Raw genomic sequence first — 16,419 nt, forward strand, 5'->3', positions numbered from 1 at the left:
GCGCCTCGATCACCTGTCCATGCGTCAACTCCGCCGTGTCCCGCACCGGGCAGGCCGCATCCACCAGCTCCCGGATCCGTAACCGCGAGCAGAACCCGGCGATGACCGGTAACGCTCCGAGCATCTTCTCGACACTGGCCTGGCCCCACTGCGCACGCTGTCTCACCAGCCAGGTGATATCGCGACGACGATCACCACGGCAACCCGGCGATCTTCAAAAAGCCTCACGTGCGGAAAACGGGGCTAGCGCGGCTCACCTGGTGGCGACGGGCACCTGGGCCAGGGCCGCCCGTCGCGCCAGGAACAGCCGGAACAGCAGGGCCAGGCCCAGCGCGACCGCCGCGGCGGTCACCAGGGTGAGCGCCGACGGCGGGTGTCCGAGGCCCGCGCCCACCCCGCTGGTGTGGCCCTGCACGTCGATCAGCCGGGCCACCAGCGCGGCCCCCGCCGCCGTCCCGGCGACCACGCCGATCAGCACCAGCAGCCCGGTACCGGTGATCATCGTGGCGACCACCTGGCGGGGCGTCAGCCCCATCGCCTTGAGCACCGCGAGGTCGGGGCCGTGGTCGCGCTCGGCCACCACGCTCGCGGTGTAGAGGTTGCTCAGCCCGATCAGCACCAGCAGCATGACCGGGATCAGGATCATCCAGCGGACCTCGGCGAACCGCTGCGCCGGGTTGACCACCAGGCGCGCCTCCAGCGCGTCGCCGGACGCCTCGCGCAGCCGCTGGGCGGTCTCCTCGGGCGGCTCGCCGGGCTTCAGCACCACGCTGTAGAACTCCGGCGGCGTGGCGTCCTTGGCGGGCAGGCTGTCGATCCCGAAGGACAGCACCTCGCCGTCGTGCTCCAGTTCCACCACGCGGCCCACGATCCGCACGATCAGCGGGGTCCCGCCGATCAGCACGCGGACCCGCTGGCCGATCTTCTTGTCCAGCCGGTCCAGGAGCCCCTGCCCGGCCACGGCCTCGCCCCTGGCCGCGTACGGCCGGCCCTCCACGACCGTGAACGGGTACGGCCGGGCGGACTCCCCCATCGCCCGGGCCAGCACGGTCCTCGGCTGGCCCTGGACCACGGCGTCCATGTCGGCGCCGGGGTAGATCGCCTTGACCGCGGCGTCGGCCGTGATCAGGGCCGTGGCGCGGGTGGCGGGCAGCCGTCCCGGCCTGACCTCCAGGGCGGCGGCCTGGCCGACCTGCTCGGGGTGGCGCAGGATGTTGTCGAGCGTGGACAGGCAGCCCAGACCGATCGTGATCACCATCATCGGGATCATCACCCCGAAGACCGTCAGGACGGCGGGCAGCCTGCGGGTGAACGCGTCGCGGGCGCCGAGCACCAGGGCGGGCGGCAGACGTACCAGGAGGGCGAGCCTGGCGAGCTTGGACAGCCGGCCGCGCGGCGGGGCGACCAGTACGGCGGGCGTCGGCGGCGTGCGCCCCGCGCGCCAGGCGGGCAGGGCCGCGGCGAGGATCACCACGGCGGCGGTGCCCGCCGCGATCAGCAGCGTGAGCATCGGCGACAGCCGGATCCCCGCGCCGCTGTGCAGCGACAGCGCGGTGACGAACCGCCCGGCCGCGAGCCCGGCGGGAAGGCCGGCGGCGACACCGATCAGGCCGAGCGCGGCGTGCTCGACGATCAGCATCGCGGTGACCTGGGCGCGGGTCATGCCGAGCGACTTCAGTGTGGCGAAGTCGCGGGACTGCGTCAGCACCCGGCTGCCCACCGCGTGCGCGATCGCCAGGCCGCCCGCCAGCAGCCCGCATCCGCCGAACAGCCCGAGCAGCAGCCCGAACAGGCGGTTGTCGAGCATCATCGCGCCCTGTACGTCCAGCCAGGTGGAGACCCGCAGGACCCGCCCGTCGAACTGCGCGGCCGAGTCGCCCGCCACCTGGACGGTGTTGTCGCGCCCCGGATCGGCCAGGCGCAGCCCGATGACCGACTGGCTGCGGCCGATGACCGGCTCGACCTGGTCAAGGGTGCGCGGCAGGGTCCAGGCCAGGCCGGGGGTCGAGGTGGGGTAGAACCCCTGCTCGGCGGTCTCGGCGATGCCGACCACGACGAGTTCGTGCCGCTGGCCGGACAGCGCGGTGACCATGAACGAACCGCCCGGCCGGAGGTTCTCCGCCGTGGCGAAGGACCGCTCCAGGACGACCCCGCCGGTGTCGCCGGGGCTCAGCCAGCGCCCTTCGCGCACCACCGGGCGCGCGATCTGCGGCGGCCGCGGCCCGAGCGCCCGCAGCGCGAGCGGGGCGTTGCGCCCGTCGTGGGTGAGCGTGACCGGCGCGCTGCGGTACGGCCCGGCGACCCCCGTCCCCGCGGGGATGCCCGTGGGGGCGGTGACCGGCCCGCCCTGCCCGTTCTGCACATGGATCCACACATGCGCGCCGTTGGTCTCGTCGAACAGGCCGCGCCAGGGGTTGGTACCGCCCTCCAGGAGGGTGGCCGCGGCGACGAGCGCCGTCACGATGCCGCCCACCGTCAGCACGGTGACCAGCGCGTGGCCCCACCGCGCCCGCAGGTCGGCGGCGATCCACCGCATCGGCGCCCGATGCACGCTCACCACCACCCCACCCGCCTGCGGCCACCCCACACACCACCGCACGATCCCCCGCGGCATCCACACCACGACACCCGCTCCCGGCGCACCCTCACCACCACCGTGCACACCAGAGACCACCCCGCGCCCCGTCGCGGAACACGGCTTGGCATCCGCGCTGCCACTCGCTGCGGAATTCGGGCCGGGACGCGGGCCGGGGCCTTCGCACGACCTCTAACCTCCGAAGTCGGCCAGGCCGCCGAGGCCGCCCGCCGTCCTGCGGCCGGGCGGCTCGATCGGCGCATCGTCGGCGACCTGCCCGTCGAACAGGTAGATCATCCGGTCGGCCAGGCTGGCCAGGCGGGCCTCGTGGGTGACCATGACGATGGTCTGCCCGGACTTGTGGACCTTGTCCAGCAGCCTGAGCACCTGCTGGGCGTTGCGGCTGTCCAGGTTGCCGGTCGGCTCGTCGGCCAGCAGTACGCTCGGCCGGTTGGCCAGCGCCCTGGCCAGCGCGACCCGCTGCTGCTCGCCGCCGGACAACCGGCTCGGCGCGGCGTCGGCTCGCTCGGTCAGCCCGAGCGTCTCAAGCAGCTCCTCCCGCCGCTCGCGGGCCTCCCGCGGACTGACCCCGGCCAGCAGCGAGGGCAGCTCCACGTTGTCGGCGACCGTCATGTTGGCGATCAGGTTGAAGAACTGGAACACGAAACCGATCTTCGTGCGCCGCAGCACCGCCCTGGCGCTCTCCGACATGGTGTCCAGCCGCCGCCCGTCCAGCCAGACCTCTCCGCTGGTGGCCGAGTCCAGGCCGCCCAGCAGGTGCGCGAGCGTGGACTTGCCCGACCCCGACGGGCCCATGATCACCACGAACTCGCCCGGCTGGACCTCCAGGTCCACCCCGCGCAGGGCGGCCACGGGCACGCCGCCGTTGTTGTAGATCTTGGTGAGGTCGACCGTCCTGATCACCGGCTCCGGGCGTACCACCTCCAGCGGCTTGCTCTCGGCGCGTCTCACGGAAGCTCCTCCTGGCAGCGTTCCAGCCAGTCGAGGTCGGCCTGCAGGTGCAGCATGAACCCTTCGATGAGCAGATGGGCCACCCGGTTGGCCGGATCGGTGCGCGCGGCCAGCTCGTTGTACTCGCGCATCTGCCGCAGGCAGTGCCGGCGCTGCCGGTTGATCAGCGCCATCCGGTCGGCGATCCCGGTGAGCGGGGCGAGCACCAGCTTCATGAAGAACTCGTCGCGCACCCGCGGCCCCTCGGCCGGCCCGTCCACCCATGCGGAAAGCGCCTCCCGGCCCGCCGCGGTGATGTAGTACACCTTCTTGTTGGGCCGGTTGGACTGCTCCACGCCCACCGAGCGCACCAGGCCGTCCTTCTCCAGTCGACCAAGGGTCACGTATATCTGGCCGATGTTGGGAGAGGGATACGCCGTGCCGAAGATCTGTTCGAGCGCCTGTTTCAGCTCGTATCCGTGGGCAGGCTCTTTCGCCAGAAGCGCCAGCAGCGGCGACCGCACGCCCCACCTCCTAGGGAACGAGTGACATGAGCGTTACGGGTATACCGGTTGACGTCCACATTACAGCTGTGCATAACATGCATGCATCTACCTAACACGCATGTAGCCACCTGGAGACCGGGAGGACAACGTGCAGCGCCGGATCGTCGCCCTGCTCGCCCTGGCAGCCGTGCTGCCCGCGGGCTGCGCGACGCTCGGCGAGGACGGCGGGCCCACGGCGGCCGCCCCGCGAGACGAGAAGATCACCCTGGTCATCGGCCGTGAGGGCAGCGACTACCTCAAGACGCTGCTCGACCGGTGGAACGAGCGCAATCCGGCCAAACAGGCCAGGCTGCTCACCCTCCCCGAGGCCGCGGACGAACAGCGCGCCCAGTTGGTGGCCAACCTCCAGGCCAAGAGCGACGCCTACGACGTGCTGGCGCTCGACGTGATCCTGACGGCGGAGTTCGCCGAAGCGGGGTGGATCATCCCGCTGGACGAGACGCAGTTCCCGCTCGACCGCTTCCTGCCGCCTGTGGTGCAGACCGCCCGCTACGAGCAGAAGCTCTGGGCGGTGCCCTACTCCAGCAACGCCGGCCTGCTCTACTACCGCAAGGACATCCTCAAGAAGGAGGGCCTGTCCCCGCCCAAGACCTGGGCGGAGCTGCGCGACCAGGCCAAGAGCCTGACCGCCCGTCACGACATCGGCGGATACGCCGGGCAGTTCCTGGCGTACGAGGGCCTGACCGTCAACTTCGCCGAGGCGCTGCAGTCCGCCGGGGGCAAGGAGATCCTCAGCCCGGACGGCACGCGCGTCACGATGGACGTCGAGCGGGCCGGCCAGGGCATCGACTTCCTGCGCCAGGGGCTTCGCGAGGGCTGGATCCCGCGGGAGGCGCTGAGCTACAAGGAGGAGGAGTCGCGGGTGGCCTTCCAGGAGGGCAGGCTGCTGTTCGCCCGCAACTGGCCGCACGCGTACGGGTCCGCCGACCACTCCGAGATCAAGGGGAGGTTCGCGGTGACCGGCCTGCCCGGCCGCGACGGCCCCGGCGTCAGCTCACTGGGCGGCCACAACCTGGCGATCAGCGCCTACTCCGCCCGGCAGGGGCCCGCGCTGGAGCTGATCAAGTACCTGACCAGGCTGGACACCCAGCGCCTGGTGCTGACCGAGGGTTCCTTTCCCCCCGTCTGGGAAGAGCTGTACGACGACCCCGGCCTGATCCGCGATTTCCCCTACCTGCCGGTACTGAAGAAGGCGATCCGCACCGCGCGACTACGGCCCGCCACGCCCGACTACGACCAGGTGAGCCTGACCATCGCGAACGCGGTGTCCCGGGCCCTCGCGACACCCTCCGAGGGGGACGGCGGCGACATCGCCGCCTCCATGAGAACCGAGCTCGCCGAGATCATCCAGACCGGATGACCATTGGGGGCGAACCCCCGCCCACGCCGGGCCGTCATACCCATGGTCACTTTGAGAAGCACATCGAACACAGGAGGTAACATGCGTACTGCCAAGGCCCTGGCAGCGTTGGCAGGGCTGGCGCTCGCGGCGGCCGCGTGCGGCGGCGGTGGCGGCACACCCCAGAGCGGGCAGACCGGGAGCGCCGCGACGAGCAGCGCCCCAGCGGGCCCCAAGCCGCTGGACGGCGTGAGCATCGAGGTCGCGGCCAAGTGGACCGGCGAGGAGCAGCGCAACTTCGAGCAGGTGCTCAAGGCGTTCCAGGACAAGACCGGCGCGAAGGTCACCTACGCCTCGACCGGCGAGGACACCGGCGCCTACCTCGGCCCCCGCATCCAGGGCGGCAACCCGCCGGACATCGCGATCCTCCCGCAGCCCGGTCTCGTCCAGCAGTACGCGGACCAGGACGCGCTCAAGCCGCTCTCCCCCGAGGTGCTGGGCGAGATCGACAAGAACTACACGCCGTACTGGAAGGAGCTGGGCTCGGCCGGCGGCAAGGTGTACGGCGTGCTGGTCAAGGCCGCGCACAAGTCGCTGATCTGGTATAGCTCGGCCGCCTTCGAGGACGCGGGCGTGCAGCCTCCGGCCGACTGGGCCGGGCTGGTCACCGCCGCGCAGACCGTGGCCGACTCCGGCGTGGCGCCGTTCTCCCTGTGCGGCGCCTCCGGATGGACCCTCACCGACCTGTTCGAGAACGTGTACCTCTCCACGGCCGGACCTGAGAACTACGACAAGCTCTCCAAGCACGAGCTCAAGTGGACCGACGCCACCGTCACCACCGCGCTGCAGAAGATCGCCGAGATCACCGGCAAGAAGGAGTTCGTGCTCGGGGGCACCTCCGGCGCGCTGCAGACCGACTTCCCGACCTGCGTGACCCAGGTCTACGGCCAGAAGAAGGCCGCGATGGTGATCGAGGCCGACTTCGTGGCCGCGTCGGCGGCGGAGTCCGGTGCAAAGGTCGGGGAGACTGCGAAGTTCTTCCCCTTCCCCAAGGCGGGCGAGACCGAGCCGGTGGTGCTCGGCGGTGACATCGCGGTGGCGCTGAAGGAGTCCAAGGGGGCGATGGAACTCCTCACGTACCTGGCCTCGGCCGAAGGCGGTGCGGTGTGGGCCAAGCTGCCCGGGTACCTCTCCCCCAACCGGAACGTCTCGCCGGCCAACTACCCCAGCGAGCTGACCAAGACCCTCGCCCAGACCATCATCGACGCCGGAGAGTCGGTCCGGTATGACATGTCCGACCTCGCGCCGAGCGCCTTCGGCGGCACCGACGGCAAGGGCGAGTGGAAGCTGCTCCAGGACTTCCTGCGCGACCCCTCCGACATCAAGGGCATCCAGCAGAAGCTCGAAGACGAGGCCGCCAAGGCCTGGAAGTAGGAGGAGAAGGCCGTGACCGAACGGTCGGACGGCCCGCGGGACTCGCGGAGCGGCACCACGGCCGCCCGCGAGGCTCCCGCCGAGCCTGCGCAGCACCCCGCCGCGACCGGCGGAGGCGGCGGACCCGCCGCCGCCAAGCCCACCTGGGGCGGACGGAGCGGAAGCCTCGGGCCATCACCCCGCGTGGCGATCTTCTTCCTGCTCCCCACCCTGATCCTGCTCGGCGCGATGGTCGTCTACCCGATCGTCTACTCGATCTGGCGCAGCCTGTTCGACCGCGCCGGGGACACCTTCGTCGGCCTGGGCAACTACGCCGACATCTTCACCGACCAGTCCATGCTGACCACGATCAGGAACAACCTGATCTGGGTCGTGGTCGCCCCCATCCTGGTCACCACGCTCGGACTGATCTTCGCGGTGCTGACCGAGCGGATCCGCTGGGCGACGGCGTTCAAGTTGATCGTGTTCATGCCGATGGCGGTGTCGCTGCTGGCCTCGGGCGTCATCTTCCGGCTGGTCTATGAGCAGGACCCGGACAAGGGCGTGGCCAACGCGGTGATCACCACCGTGCGGGACGCGTTCTCCTCCAGCGCCGGATACCCCGGGGCCCGGCCGCGGCCGAACGACGAGGCGCACGCCGTGCAGAACGGGGCCGTGGTCACCCGGCGGCCGGTCGCGGCGGCCGGGCCCGCGCTGGTGCCGCTGGTCGGGCTGCGTCCGAACGCCATCCCGGCCGACGCCGCGCCCGCCAAGGCCCCGGCCGCGGGCGGCGGGGTGAGCGGCACGGTCTGGCTGGACTTCACGCCGGGCGGCGGCGGGAAGACCGGGCAGATCGACGCCGCCGAGAAGGGCATGCCGGGCATCACCGTCGAGGCGCTGCAGAACGGCGCGGTGCGCGGCACCACCACCACCGGGCCCGACGGCAGCTTCGCCTTCACGGGCCTGCCCGCGGGCGACTACACCCTGCGACTGCCGCAGGAGAACTTCACGGCGGCGTTCAACGGGGTGAGCTGGCTCGGTCCGGCCCTGATCACACCGGCCATCATCGGGGCCTTCATCTGGGTGTGGGCGGGCTTCGCGATGGTGCTGATCGCCGCCGGGCTGGCGGCCATCCCACGCGACGCGCTGGAGGCCGCCCGGATCGACGGCGCCACGGAGTGGCAGGTGTTCCGCCGGATCACCGTGCCGCTGCTGTCGCCGGTGCTCGTGGTGGTCTTCGTCACGATGATCATCAACACCCTCAAGGTGTTCGACCTGGTCTTCGTGATCGCACCCGGGTCGGTGCAGCCGCAGGCCAACGTGATCGCCCTGGAGATGTGGCGCGTCTCCTTCGGCGGCGGTGACAACCAGGGCCTGGGCTCGGCGCTGGCGATCTTCCTGCTGATCCTCGTGCTCCCATTCATGATCATCAACATCCGGCGGTTCAGGAGGGAGGGCCGATGACCACCGCGCCGCTCGATTCCAGCCTCGCGGGCGCGCCGCGCCGCGGCCTGCTCGGCCGCATCGTGGACCGCGCCGGCGGCGGGCTCCTGCAGGCCTTCCTCATCGTGATCGGGCTGTTCTGGCTGGTCCCCACCCTGGGACTGCTGGTGGTGTCGATCCGCGACGAGACGGCCAACAACTCCTCGGGGTGGTGGACGGTCTTCACCCACCCGGCCGAGCTGACCCTGGACAACTACCAAAACCTGCTCGCCACCGGGTTCACCTCCTCCTTCTGGAACACCGTCCTGATCACGGTCCCGGCCACCGTCCTGGTGATCGGCATCGCGGCGATGGCGGCCTACGCCTTCGCCTGGATCGAGTTCCCGGGTCGCGACCTGCTGTTCCTGGTGGTGATCGCGCTGCTCATCGTGCCGATCCAGATCGCACTGATCCCGATCGCCCGCCTGTACGGCACGCTGAACATCGCCGGGTCGATCCTCGGCGTGGTGCTGTTCCACGTCGCCTTCGGCCTGCCGTTCGCCGTCTTCCTGCTCCGCAACTTCTTCGTCGGCATCCCCAGGGAACTCCTGGAGGCGGCCCGGATGGACGGCGCGGGCGAATGGAAGATCTTCGCCACGGTGGTGTTCCCCCTCGCCGCCCCGGCGGTCGCCTCCCTGGGCATCTTCCAGTTCCTCTGGGTCTGGAACGACCTGCTGGTCGCCCTGGTCTTCGCCGACACCGAAAACCAGCCGATGACCAAGGCCCTCCAATCCCAGATGCGCCAGTTCGGCACCAACGTCGACATCCTCGCCCCCGGCGCCTTCCTCTCCTTGATCATCCCCCTGGTCCTGTTCTTCGCCTTCCAGCGCTACTTCGTCCAGGGCATGATGGCCGGCTCCGTCAAATAACCCCCTCCCGCCCGGTATCGCCCCAGCCGCGATACCGGGCCCAAGGGCTGCGAGCAGCGCTGTACCAGCTTGTCCAGGCCACAAGCACAGCACCGCGTTCGCCGCGCGACGCCCCCGCGATGTCCGGCCAGACAGCTTGCCACGGTGTCGATCTCAGCCAACCCCAGCAACCTGCACAGCGGCCCAGGCCCATCACGCCGCCCCAGCCACCGCCCCCGCATCGAGCAGCGCTGATCGCCGTGTCCACTCGATACCTGCCGGGAAACTCGACCCGTCGGTTCGACGAACTGGCCAAGCAGTTCGGGACCAAGCACTTCTCCAAGAGCCAGGCCTGGCAGATGGCCATGACACTGAACATCCAGGCCGATGCCTCCCAAACCCACCTTGAGCAGGGAGGACCATACGCTCCCTCCAACAACGGTGGATCTCACCAGATGGAGGCCAGGCTGAGCATCGGACCCCGCCCATAGGCGGCCCCACCCCCCTCCAAGCCGACAAGCCAACCGCACCGGAGCAAGTCCGGAACGAGCGCTGGGACCTGCGCGAAGGTGATGCCCCCACCGCCCCCACCAAAGACCGAACACCCAACCGCACCCAACGGAAATGGGACGGGTACCGGAACCCGCACATTGAACCTTTTTCAACCTCAAGTTCCCTGGTCAGAGGTGGTAAGTGAGATTCCGTGGCCGCATGACCAGGCGTCCTGCCGGGCTACCATGCCAGGGCCGAGCTCGGTGGAGGCGCCCCTGACCTGGTCCAAGCGACCGGTTGAAAAAGGTTCATTGAAGGCCCCACCCACGCCATCCCCCAAAGCCCGGCAGGCCCGATCACACCCGACGAAGCCCAGGACAAGCGCCGGAACCCAAGCGAAGACGGCCTCCCCCCCTCCGAATGCCGACAGACCCAACCGCACCAGGCAAAGCCCAGGACGAGAACCGGAACTGGTACAACCCACTCCGAAGGCCCACGCCTAGGCGCACCCGACGAAGCCCACGACGAGTACCGGAGCCCGCGCGAGGACGGCGCCACCCACCGCCACCAAGGCCCACACCCCCAGGCACACCCGACGAAGCTCAGGGCGAGCGCCGGAACCCACGCGAAGACAGCGCCACCCATCCCCATCCCATGGCCGACACAACCGATCACACTGGACAGTGCTCAGGACGAGCGCTGGGACCTGCGCAAAGGTGGCACCCTCCACCGTCATCCCCTTCGTAGGAGGACACACCCGCCCTCGCGGCAGCCCTGTCCAACGCAGTGGGCAAGGGGCACACCCTCTTGCGGGATGCCGCTACAAGGAGGGCGCGGTGAGGGCGGGGATGGCATTGGCGGTGGCCTCGGAATGGCAGGGTGGCATCGCTCGATCACCGCCGTCCGGGCGACTGAAAAGAGCACTGCTGGGGAGTCCTCTGGTGGGATTGATCGTTTTTCGGATAGCCGCCGCGAGCGGGCTTCCGTGGCACTAGAGTTTGCGGACATGGCCGCACGTCCGTTGCATGAAGTCGTCGAAGCAGGGTGGGCGCAAGCCCTTGAGCCGGTCGCGGATGCGATCTCCACGATGGGAGAGTTTCTGCGCGAGGAGATCGCCGCCGGGCGGTCCTACCTGCCTGCCGGAGCCCATGTGCTGCGTGCCTTCCAGCAGCCGTTCGACGAGGTCAAGGTCCTGATCGTTGGCCAGGACCCGTACCCGACCCCCGGCCACCCGATCGGCCTCAGCTTCTCCGTGGCCGCCGATGTGCGCCCGCTGCCGGGCAGCCTGGTCAACATCTACAAGGAGTACATGGCCGACCTCGGCCACCCCGCGCCGTCCAACGGCGACCTGACCCCCTGGACCGAACAGGGCGTGCTGCTGCTCAACAGGGTGCTCACCGTGATGCCCGGCAAGCCCGCCTCCCACCGTGGCAAGGGTTGGGAGCAGGTCACCGAGCAGGCCATCCACGCGCTGGTCGCCCGGGCCAAGCCGATGGTCGCCATCCTGTGGGGCCGTGACGCGCGCAACCTGCGGCCGATGCTCGGCCAGGTGCCCGCCATCGAGTCCGCGCACCCCAGCCCGCTGTCGGCCCGCAGTGGGTTCTTCGGCTCCCGCCCGTTCAGCCGGGCCAACGAGCTGCTTGAGCAGCAGGGCGCCGCACCGGTCGAGTGGAAACTGCCGTAGGCGCATTAGGGTTTCCGTTATGAACGGGGACCTTTCCCGCGTTGAAGCGGAACCGGACGGCGAGCGCCACCTGCGGATCACTCTGGAGCTGACGGTGGAGGTGCTCGACATCGACGCACTCCAGGCTGCCGCTCTGGCCGAGTTGCGCGACCCGGGCCACGGGTTCGACGAGTCGCAGCGCCGGGAGCAGTCGGCCGCGGTCACCGGCGACGAGAGCGGGGCCAGTGCGCTGCAGTGGCTCATCCAGCCCGACCACGTGCGCGGCCTCATCGAGCACATCGATGAGGTGGAGCCGCGCGACGCGGTGCTCAGCGTGGAGCTCGCCGAAGACCTCGACGAGGACGAAGAGGAGGAAGAAGACCAGTGATCGTCGCTTTCTCCGTCACCCCGCTCGGCGTCGGCGAGGGTGTCGCCGAGCCGGTGGCCAGGGCCGTCAAGGTCGTCCGTGACAGCGGCCTCCCCAACCGGACCGACGCCATGTTCACCACCCTTGAAGGCGAGTGGGACGAGGTCATGGACGTCGTCAGGCGTGCCGTCGAAGCGGTCGCCGAGGTGGCACCCCGGGTGAGCCTCGTGCTCAAGGCCGACGTCCGCCCTGGCGTGAACGATGCCATGACCTCCAAACTCGAATCCCTGGAGCGTCATCTCCCACCTTCCTAGCCGTGGTGTTCTGTTTTCTGTACCAGAGAGATCGACCGCGCTGCGGCCGTGAAGAACGGTCCTCGATCGGGCCTCACCTCCCCTGAGTGAGGCCGATCCCGTGCCTGCGGCAGCAGGCCGACGCGAGTGACATGGCACGTGCGTACTGAGCGGTCGCGACCATGATCGATATCATGGTGGGGCCGCCTATGCTTGGACCGTGTGCGAGTACGCGATGGCCAACTACAAGGTCCACTATGTGTGCGTCGGGTGCCGTCAGTCCCGCAAGCTTCCGTGGGATGGCAAGGCGCATCCCTGTGCCCTGTGCCGCGAACCGATGATCTATGCGGGTCACGACTTCGCCGCCCCACGTAAGGGCGATCGGCGCCGATGGGCGGCGGTAGCCGCCGTACTGGAGGCCGGCCTGCGGTACGAGGGGTTCGAGCCCTGCGGTTGCGGTCAGGTACCGGCGTACCGCCCTCACACGAGTGCCCAGGTCCGTGCCCGTCTGCGAGCAGCGGCCCGCAGCGGTCTCACCCCGGCCGAAGCCCTTACGTTGCGCGATCTTCCTGACCCCGTCAGGCACGGCGGCACCCGGTCTCGCCTCCGGGGGCGGTCGCGCTGAGGGCGGTACGCGCCGCATAGGCCGGTCAGGTGCCATAACGCGCCCTGGAGGTGAAGAGAGCCGTGGGCTCGGTCATCACGCACAGTCCGGCCGAGGGAGCCACACTGACCTCCAGACATCCGGCCGGGTCCTTCCCCGGACCAGGGGTGACGACGGGTTCCAGCCAGCCAAGCCGGATGTCGAGGTCTTCGATGAGCAGGCGGTCATCGATGGTGCGACTCATGGCGGTCGGATGGGCGGCGAGCCAGTCGAAATGGGAGGTAAGCAGGGAATCGGCCACGGTCCGGACGAAGCCGGCCGTACACAGGCCATGGCCGCAGGGCGAGACCCGGACGACGATCTCCGGCAGCCCGAACCTCCGCAGCCCTCTGCTGACCACATGTGGGCAGGGCGGTCGATCACTCGGCGGGCGAGACCGCTCATGGACGGTGGGCTTGGAACGCGCATGGTCAGTGGGACGGATCTGTTGATCGCCGACCGGCCGAGATCTTCGATCGCCAGATGGCCGATGCCTGCCATTGTCCGACGGGCGGGACTGCTGCTCACCATATGGATGGGAACGCCGAACACCACCTGTACTTGATCTCCGATCGATCGATCGGCCAGGCCCTTGATCATCCGGCGGGCCAGCTGTCTGATCGATCGAGAGGTCCGCTTTGTGGCTTTCCAGCGGCCGAGAGTGCCGATCGTCGGGGCGGGCGGCTTCCTGATCGTCCGGTGGCCAGAGAAGCCGATCAGGTCGTGGATGAGAACGTCCGTCACCAGATGTCCGTGGACCCGGAACATCGGACGTGCGAGGACGCTGTTCGCCCGGTGGCCCGGGCTTGCGATCACCCAAAGAATGCCGATCGCTCCGCGAGAAAGAACGCTCTACCCCGGCCGAATGGGATTCATGACCGCCCGACATACGGAGCCCCTGATCGAGAGATGAATGAGGATGGTGGTCACCCGATGGTCGACCGTACGGGGCACGGGGCGCGGCGGAACGCGTGAGCTGAAGCCCTCGATCGCTCAACAGGCCCATTTTGCGATCACCAGGTGAGCCCGACCCCTGATTAGATGATTGAGACTCCTTGTCATTTGAAGAGCCGGAGCCCTGATCGGCTGACGGAGTGTCGTATGGATCGCCGGGTGCGTATGCAGCCCGGTCAGACGCCAGAGCGGACCCTCGACCACCGGAGAGGCCGGCCTCTTGGCCACCAGATGACTGAGGCAGCCCAACGCCGAACCCAGTGCCGAATGCATGAGGCAGTCCGCCATCCCGAAAATGAGAGCCCCGATCATCCGCAGGCCGCGCCGTATGGGCGTGCGGATCATCTAGCGGGCCGGAATGCCGGCTCGATTTCGTAAAACTCTGATCACCAGGCCTACGCCGCCCCGAATCGCCCGACAGACCGGTGTACGGATTACCCAGGGAGTACGCAGCCTCTCCACGCGCCGCACCGAACTCCCGATCACCGAACAGGCCGATCCCCCCATCGCCAGATGACTGAGGCAGCCCATCGCCGAACCTCGCGCCCATTGCATGAGGCTGCCCCCCACTCAGCAAGCGAGAGCTCCAATCACCCGACGGGCGAACCTCCAGATCGCGAGGCGAAGAAGACCTTTGATCACCAGGTGACCACGATCGCTGATCGCCTGACATACCGATGTATGGATCACCCAGGGAGTACCCGAACAGGCCGGTCCCCTCATCACCAGATGACTGAGGCTGCTCAACGCCGGCCCCCATGCCCATTGCATGAAGCTGCCCCCCATTGGGCAGACGAGAGCTCCGATCACTCGACGGGCGAATTTCCAGATCGCCAGGCGGAGAAGACCTCCGGTCGTTAGGAGGCCGCCCCGTACTCGCGTGCGAGTCATCTGGCGGAAAGGAGTCTTGGGCGCCCGATGGAAAGGGCCGTCCATCGCCCAGCGGGGAGGATCCATGATCACCAGGCCACCGCGATCGCCGACCGCCCGACGGACTCGTGTACGAATCGCCCGGTGAGCGCGCAGCCTCCTCAAATGCCAGAGCGGCCCCCTGATCGCTGGACACGCCGCTTCGCTCAGCGGCAGGTGGCCGATACTGCCCATCCACGAATCCCAGACCCGAGACTCGACGCTGCCGACCATCCGGCGAATGGCCGCCCCGGGCGCCGGGCATGCGAAGCTCCACACCGCCCGATGGCCCGAAGCTCTGATCGTTAGGAGACCGCGCCGTACCGGGGCGCAAGTCGTCCGGCGGTTGGGGAGGCCGAGGATCTGGTGCGGGGGGCCAAGGCCGTCGTACGGCGGCTGTGGGGGTGCCCTCATCGGCCCGCAGAGGGGGGCGACAGTCGCCCGGCGGTTGGTCATCGGGTGGGTGGGGCCGGCGAAGGACCGATAGGGCGAGTCCTTGATGAGGGGGTGGCCGATCGTTCGGCGAGCGGTCTCCAGGTTCGGGGGGATGGTGGTCGTCCGGCAGGTGGCAGGGGCATGAGGGGGCGGCGGGGCCCCAGGTGAGCCAGTCGTCGGTGAGGGTGAAGGATGGGCGTTCGCCTGGGCAGTCGTCGCAGTGGAAGACGGATGAGGCGGTGAGCGGGTCGATGATGAGGCCGTCGCACATGCTCGCGACCGCGCGGGCCGCGGCTCGGGCGGTTTGGGCCGCGGCCGGTTGGGCGGTGGGCGGGGCGAGGCTGGAGATCACGATGTGGCGGCGGGCTCGGCGCAGCCGTGCGTGCTCTTCGCCGCCGACGAACTGGTCTTTCAGCTCGCGCCAGGGGGACGCCGCCACCCGCCAGGTGGAGATCGAGAGGCGGCGGGTGCCCAGGGACTCCAGCACGCCCCTCCGATAGGGCCGGCGCATCCGCCACGGCAGCATCGGTTCGAGGGTGCGCGGGACCCGGGCCGCCGCGACCACGAAGACCGACCTCGTCTCGACCGGCAACGGGAATGTGATCTTCATCGGTGTCCTCCTTGGAACGCCCTTGCGGTGAGGTGCCTCTCGGCACCGATGGCGTAAGCATTCACGGAAACGGCCCGTCCCCGTGCCGCCGAACCGCGTTCTGTGGACGACCGGCCGCCGCTCCGCTCGATATAGTCGATCCTGACCAATCGGCCCCGAGGAGAGCCCGTGGCCAAGCGCCGCAAAGTCGCCAATCCGCTGGCACTGGCCGTGCTCGCCGGGCTGCTCAGGGAGCCGATGCACCCCTATGAGCTGGGCAGACAGCTAATGGAGAGCGGCAAGGACCGCCACATCAAGTACAACCGCGGCTCGCTTTACATGGTGGTCGAGCAGCTACGTAAGGCCGGGTTCGTCACCGAGCGGGAGAGCGTACGTGACACCCAGCGCCCCGAACGTACCGTCTACGCGATCACGGACGAGGGACGTGCCGAGTTGCACGACTGGATGCGGGAGTTGGTCGCCCTCCCCCGCGCGGAGTATCCGCAGTTCGGCGTGGCCCTGTCCCTGCTGGGCGCGCTGGAGCCGGCCGAGGCGGCCGACCTGCTCGGCCGCCGGGTGGAGGCGCTGGAGGCGGAGGCGGACAAGGTGCGGGCCGACGTCAAGGACGCCGTCGATCACGGTGTCGCCCGGGTGCTCCTCGCGGAGGAGGAATACCGTCTCGCGCTGCTCGACGCCGAGCGGCGTTTCGTCGCCCGCCTGGCGAAGTCGCTGAGGCACCCCGACCACATCCGCATCTCGCCGGAGCTGATCCACCCAGGACCCGGCTGACCGGGAGAGGAACCGCCCCGAAAGGGACCCGATCGCGCTGGGCGAAATCCAGCCCAGCGCGCCCAGCTGATCAGCCACCCAGATGATCAGCCGCCGCCGCGCGTCATGGCC

13 protein-coding genes are annotated in these 16,419 nt (G+C 69.3%); 8 read left to right on the top strand and 5 right to left on the bottom strand.

The genetic code is table 11. The features are described from left to right. The 4 genes from DP939_RS19770 to DP939_RS19785 all read right to left on the bottom strand — a co-directional run. The coding region (locus DP939_RS19770; protein WP_225878402.1) for a DUF4277 domain-containing protein at window positions 1-124 on the bottom strand (124 nt) is incomplete at its 3' end. A gap of 129 nt (window positions 125-253) precedes the next feature. Next, window positions 254-2,557: an ABC transporter permease gene (locus DP939_RS19775; protein WP_199565279.1), complete on the bottom strand. Its 2,304-nt coding sequence runs from the start codon at window positions 2,555-2,557 to the stop codon at window positions 254-256. A gap of 210 nt (window positions 2,558-2,767) precedes the next feature. Then, window positions 2,768-3,547, bottom strand: a complete 780-nt coding sequence (locus DP939_RS19780; protein WP_225878378.1) for an ABC transporter ATP-binding protein — start codon at window positions 3,545-3,547, stop codon at window positions 2,768-2,770. Next, entirely contained in the window at window positions 3,544-4,050 is a 507-nt protein-coding gene (locus DP939_RS19785) for a PadR family transcriptional regulator (protein ID WP_113982229.1), read from the bottom strand. Before DP939_RS19785 ends, DP939_RS19780 begins: the two co-directional genes overlap by 4 nt. A gap of 130 nt (window positions 4,051-4,180) precedes the next feature. On the opposite strand from DP939_RS19785, the gene DP939_RS19790 reads away from it, so the two are divergent. From DP939_RS19790 to DP939_RS19820, 7 genes are all read left to right on the top strand, one after another. After that, the gene (locus DP939_RS19790) at window positions 4,181-5,452 is read left to right on the top strand and encodes an ABC transporter substrate-binding protein (RefSeq protein ID WP_113982230.1); all 1,272 of its coding nucleotides are present in this window, start codon (window positions 4,181-4,183) and stop codon (window positions 5,450-5,452) included. Window positions 5,453-5,533: 81 nt separating this feature from the next. After that, complete coding sequence (locus DP939_RS19795; protein WP_113982231.1) at window positions 5,534-6,865, top strand: ABC transporter substrate-binding protein; 1,332 nt, start codon at window positions 5,534-5,536, stop codon at window positions 6,863-6,865. Between the two features lie 12 nt (window positions 6,866-6,877). Then, the gene (locus DP939_RS19800; RefSeq protein WP_113982232.1) at window positions 6,878-8,308 is read left to right on the top strand and encodes an ABC transporter permease; all 1,431 of its coding nucleotides are present in this window, start codon (window positions 6,878-6,880) and stop codon (window positions 8,306-8,308) included. Continuing rightward, window positions 8,305-9,195: a carbohydrate ABC transporter permease gene (locus tag DP939_RS19805; RefSeq protein ID WP_113982233.1), complete on the top strand. Its 891-nt coding sequence runs from the start codon at window positions 8,305-8,307 to the stop codon at window positions 9,193-9,195. Before DP939_RS19800 ends, DP939_RS19805 begins: the two co-directional genes overlap by 4 nt. Before the next feature lie 1,477 nt (window positions 9,196-10,672). Then, window positions 10,673-11,350, top strand: coding sequence for a uracil-DNA glycosylase (locus DP939_RS19810; protein WP_113982234.1), 678 nt, complete (start codon window positions 10,673-10,675; stop codon window positions 11,348-11,350). A gap of 19 nt (window positions 11,351-11,369) precedes the next feature. Beyond that, entirely contained in the window at window positions 11,370-11,717 is a 348-nt protein-coding gene (locus tag DP939_RS19815) for a hypothetical protein (RefSeq protein WP_113982235.1), read from the top strand. Next, entirely contained in the window at window positions 11,714-12,010 is a 297-nt protein-coding gene (locus DP939_RS19820) for an MTH1187 family thiamine-binding protein (RefSeq protein WP_113982236.1), read from the top strand. The genes DP939_RS19815 and DP939_RS19820 overlap by 4 nt, the downstream gene beginning before the upstream one ends. Before the next feature lie 629 nt (window positions 12,011-12,639). Here the strand turns inward: DP939_RS19820 and DP939_RS19830 are convergent. Continuing rightward, window positions 12,640-12,993 carry a hypothetical protein gene (locus tag DP939_RS19830; protein WP_113982237.1) on the bottom strand — a complete coding sequence of 118 codons (354 nt, stop codon included), beginning with the start codon at window positions 12,991-12,993 and terminating at the stop codon, window positions 12,640-12,642. A 2,715-nt stretch (window positions 12,994-15,708) separates the two neighbouring features. On the opposite strand from DP939_RS19830, the gene DP939_RS19840 reads away from it, so the two are divergent. Continuing rightward, entirely contained in the window at window positions 15,709-16,308 is a 600-nt protein-coding gene (locus DP939_RS19840) for a PadR family transcriptional regulator (protein WP_113982239.1), read from the top strand. The last annotated feature ends 111 nt before the right edge of the window (window positions 16,309-16,419 follow it).

It is taken from the genome of Spongiactinospora rosea, from assembly GCF_003315795.1.
GTDB lineage: Bacteria > Actinomycetota > Actinomycetes > Streptosporangiales > Streptosporangiaceae > Spongiactinospora > Spongiactinospora rosea.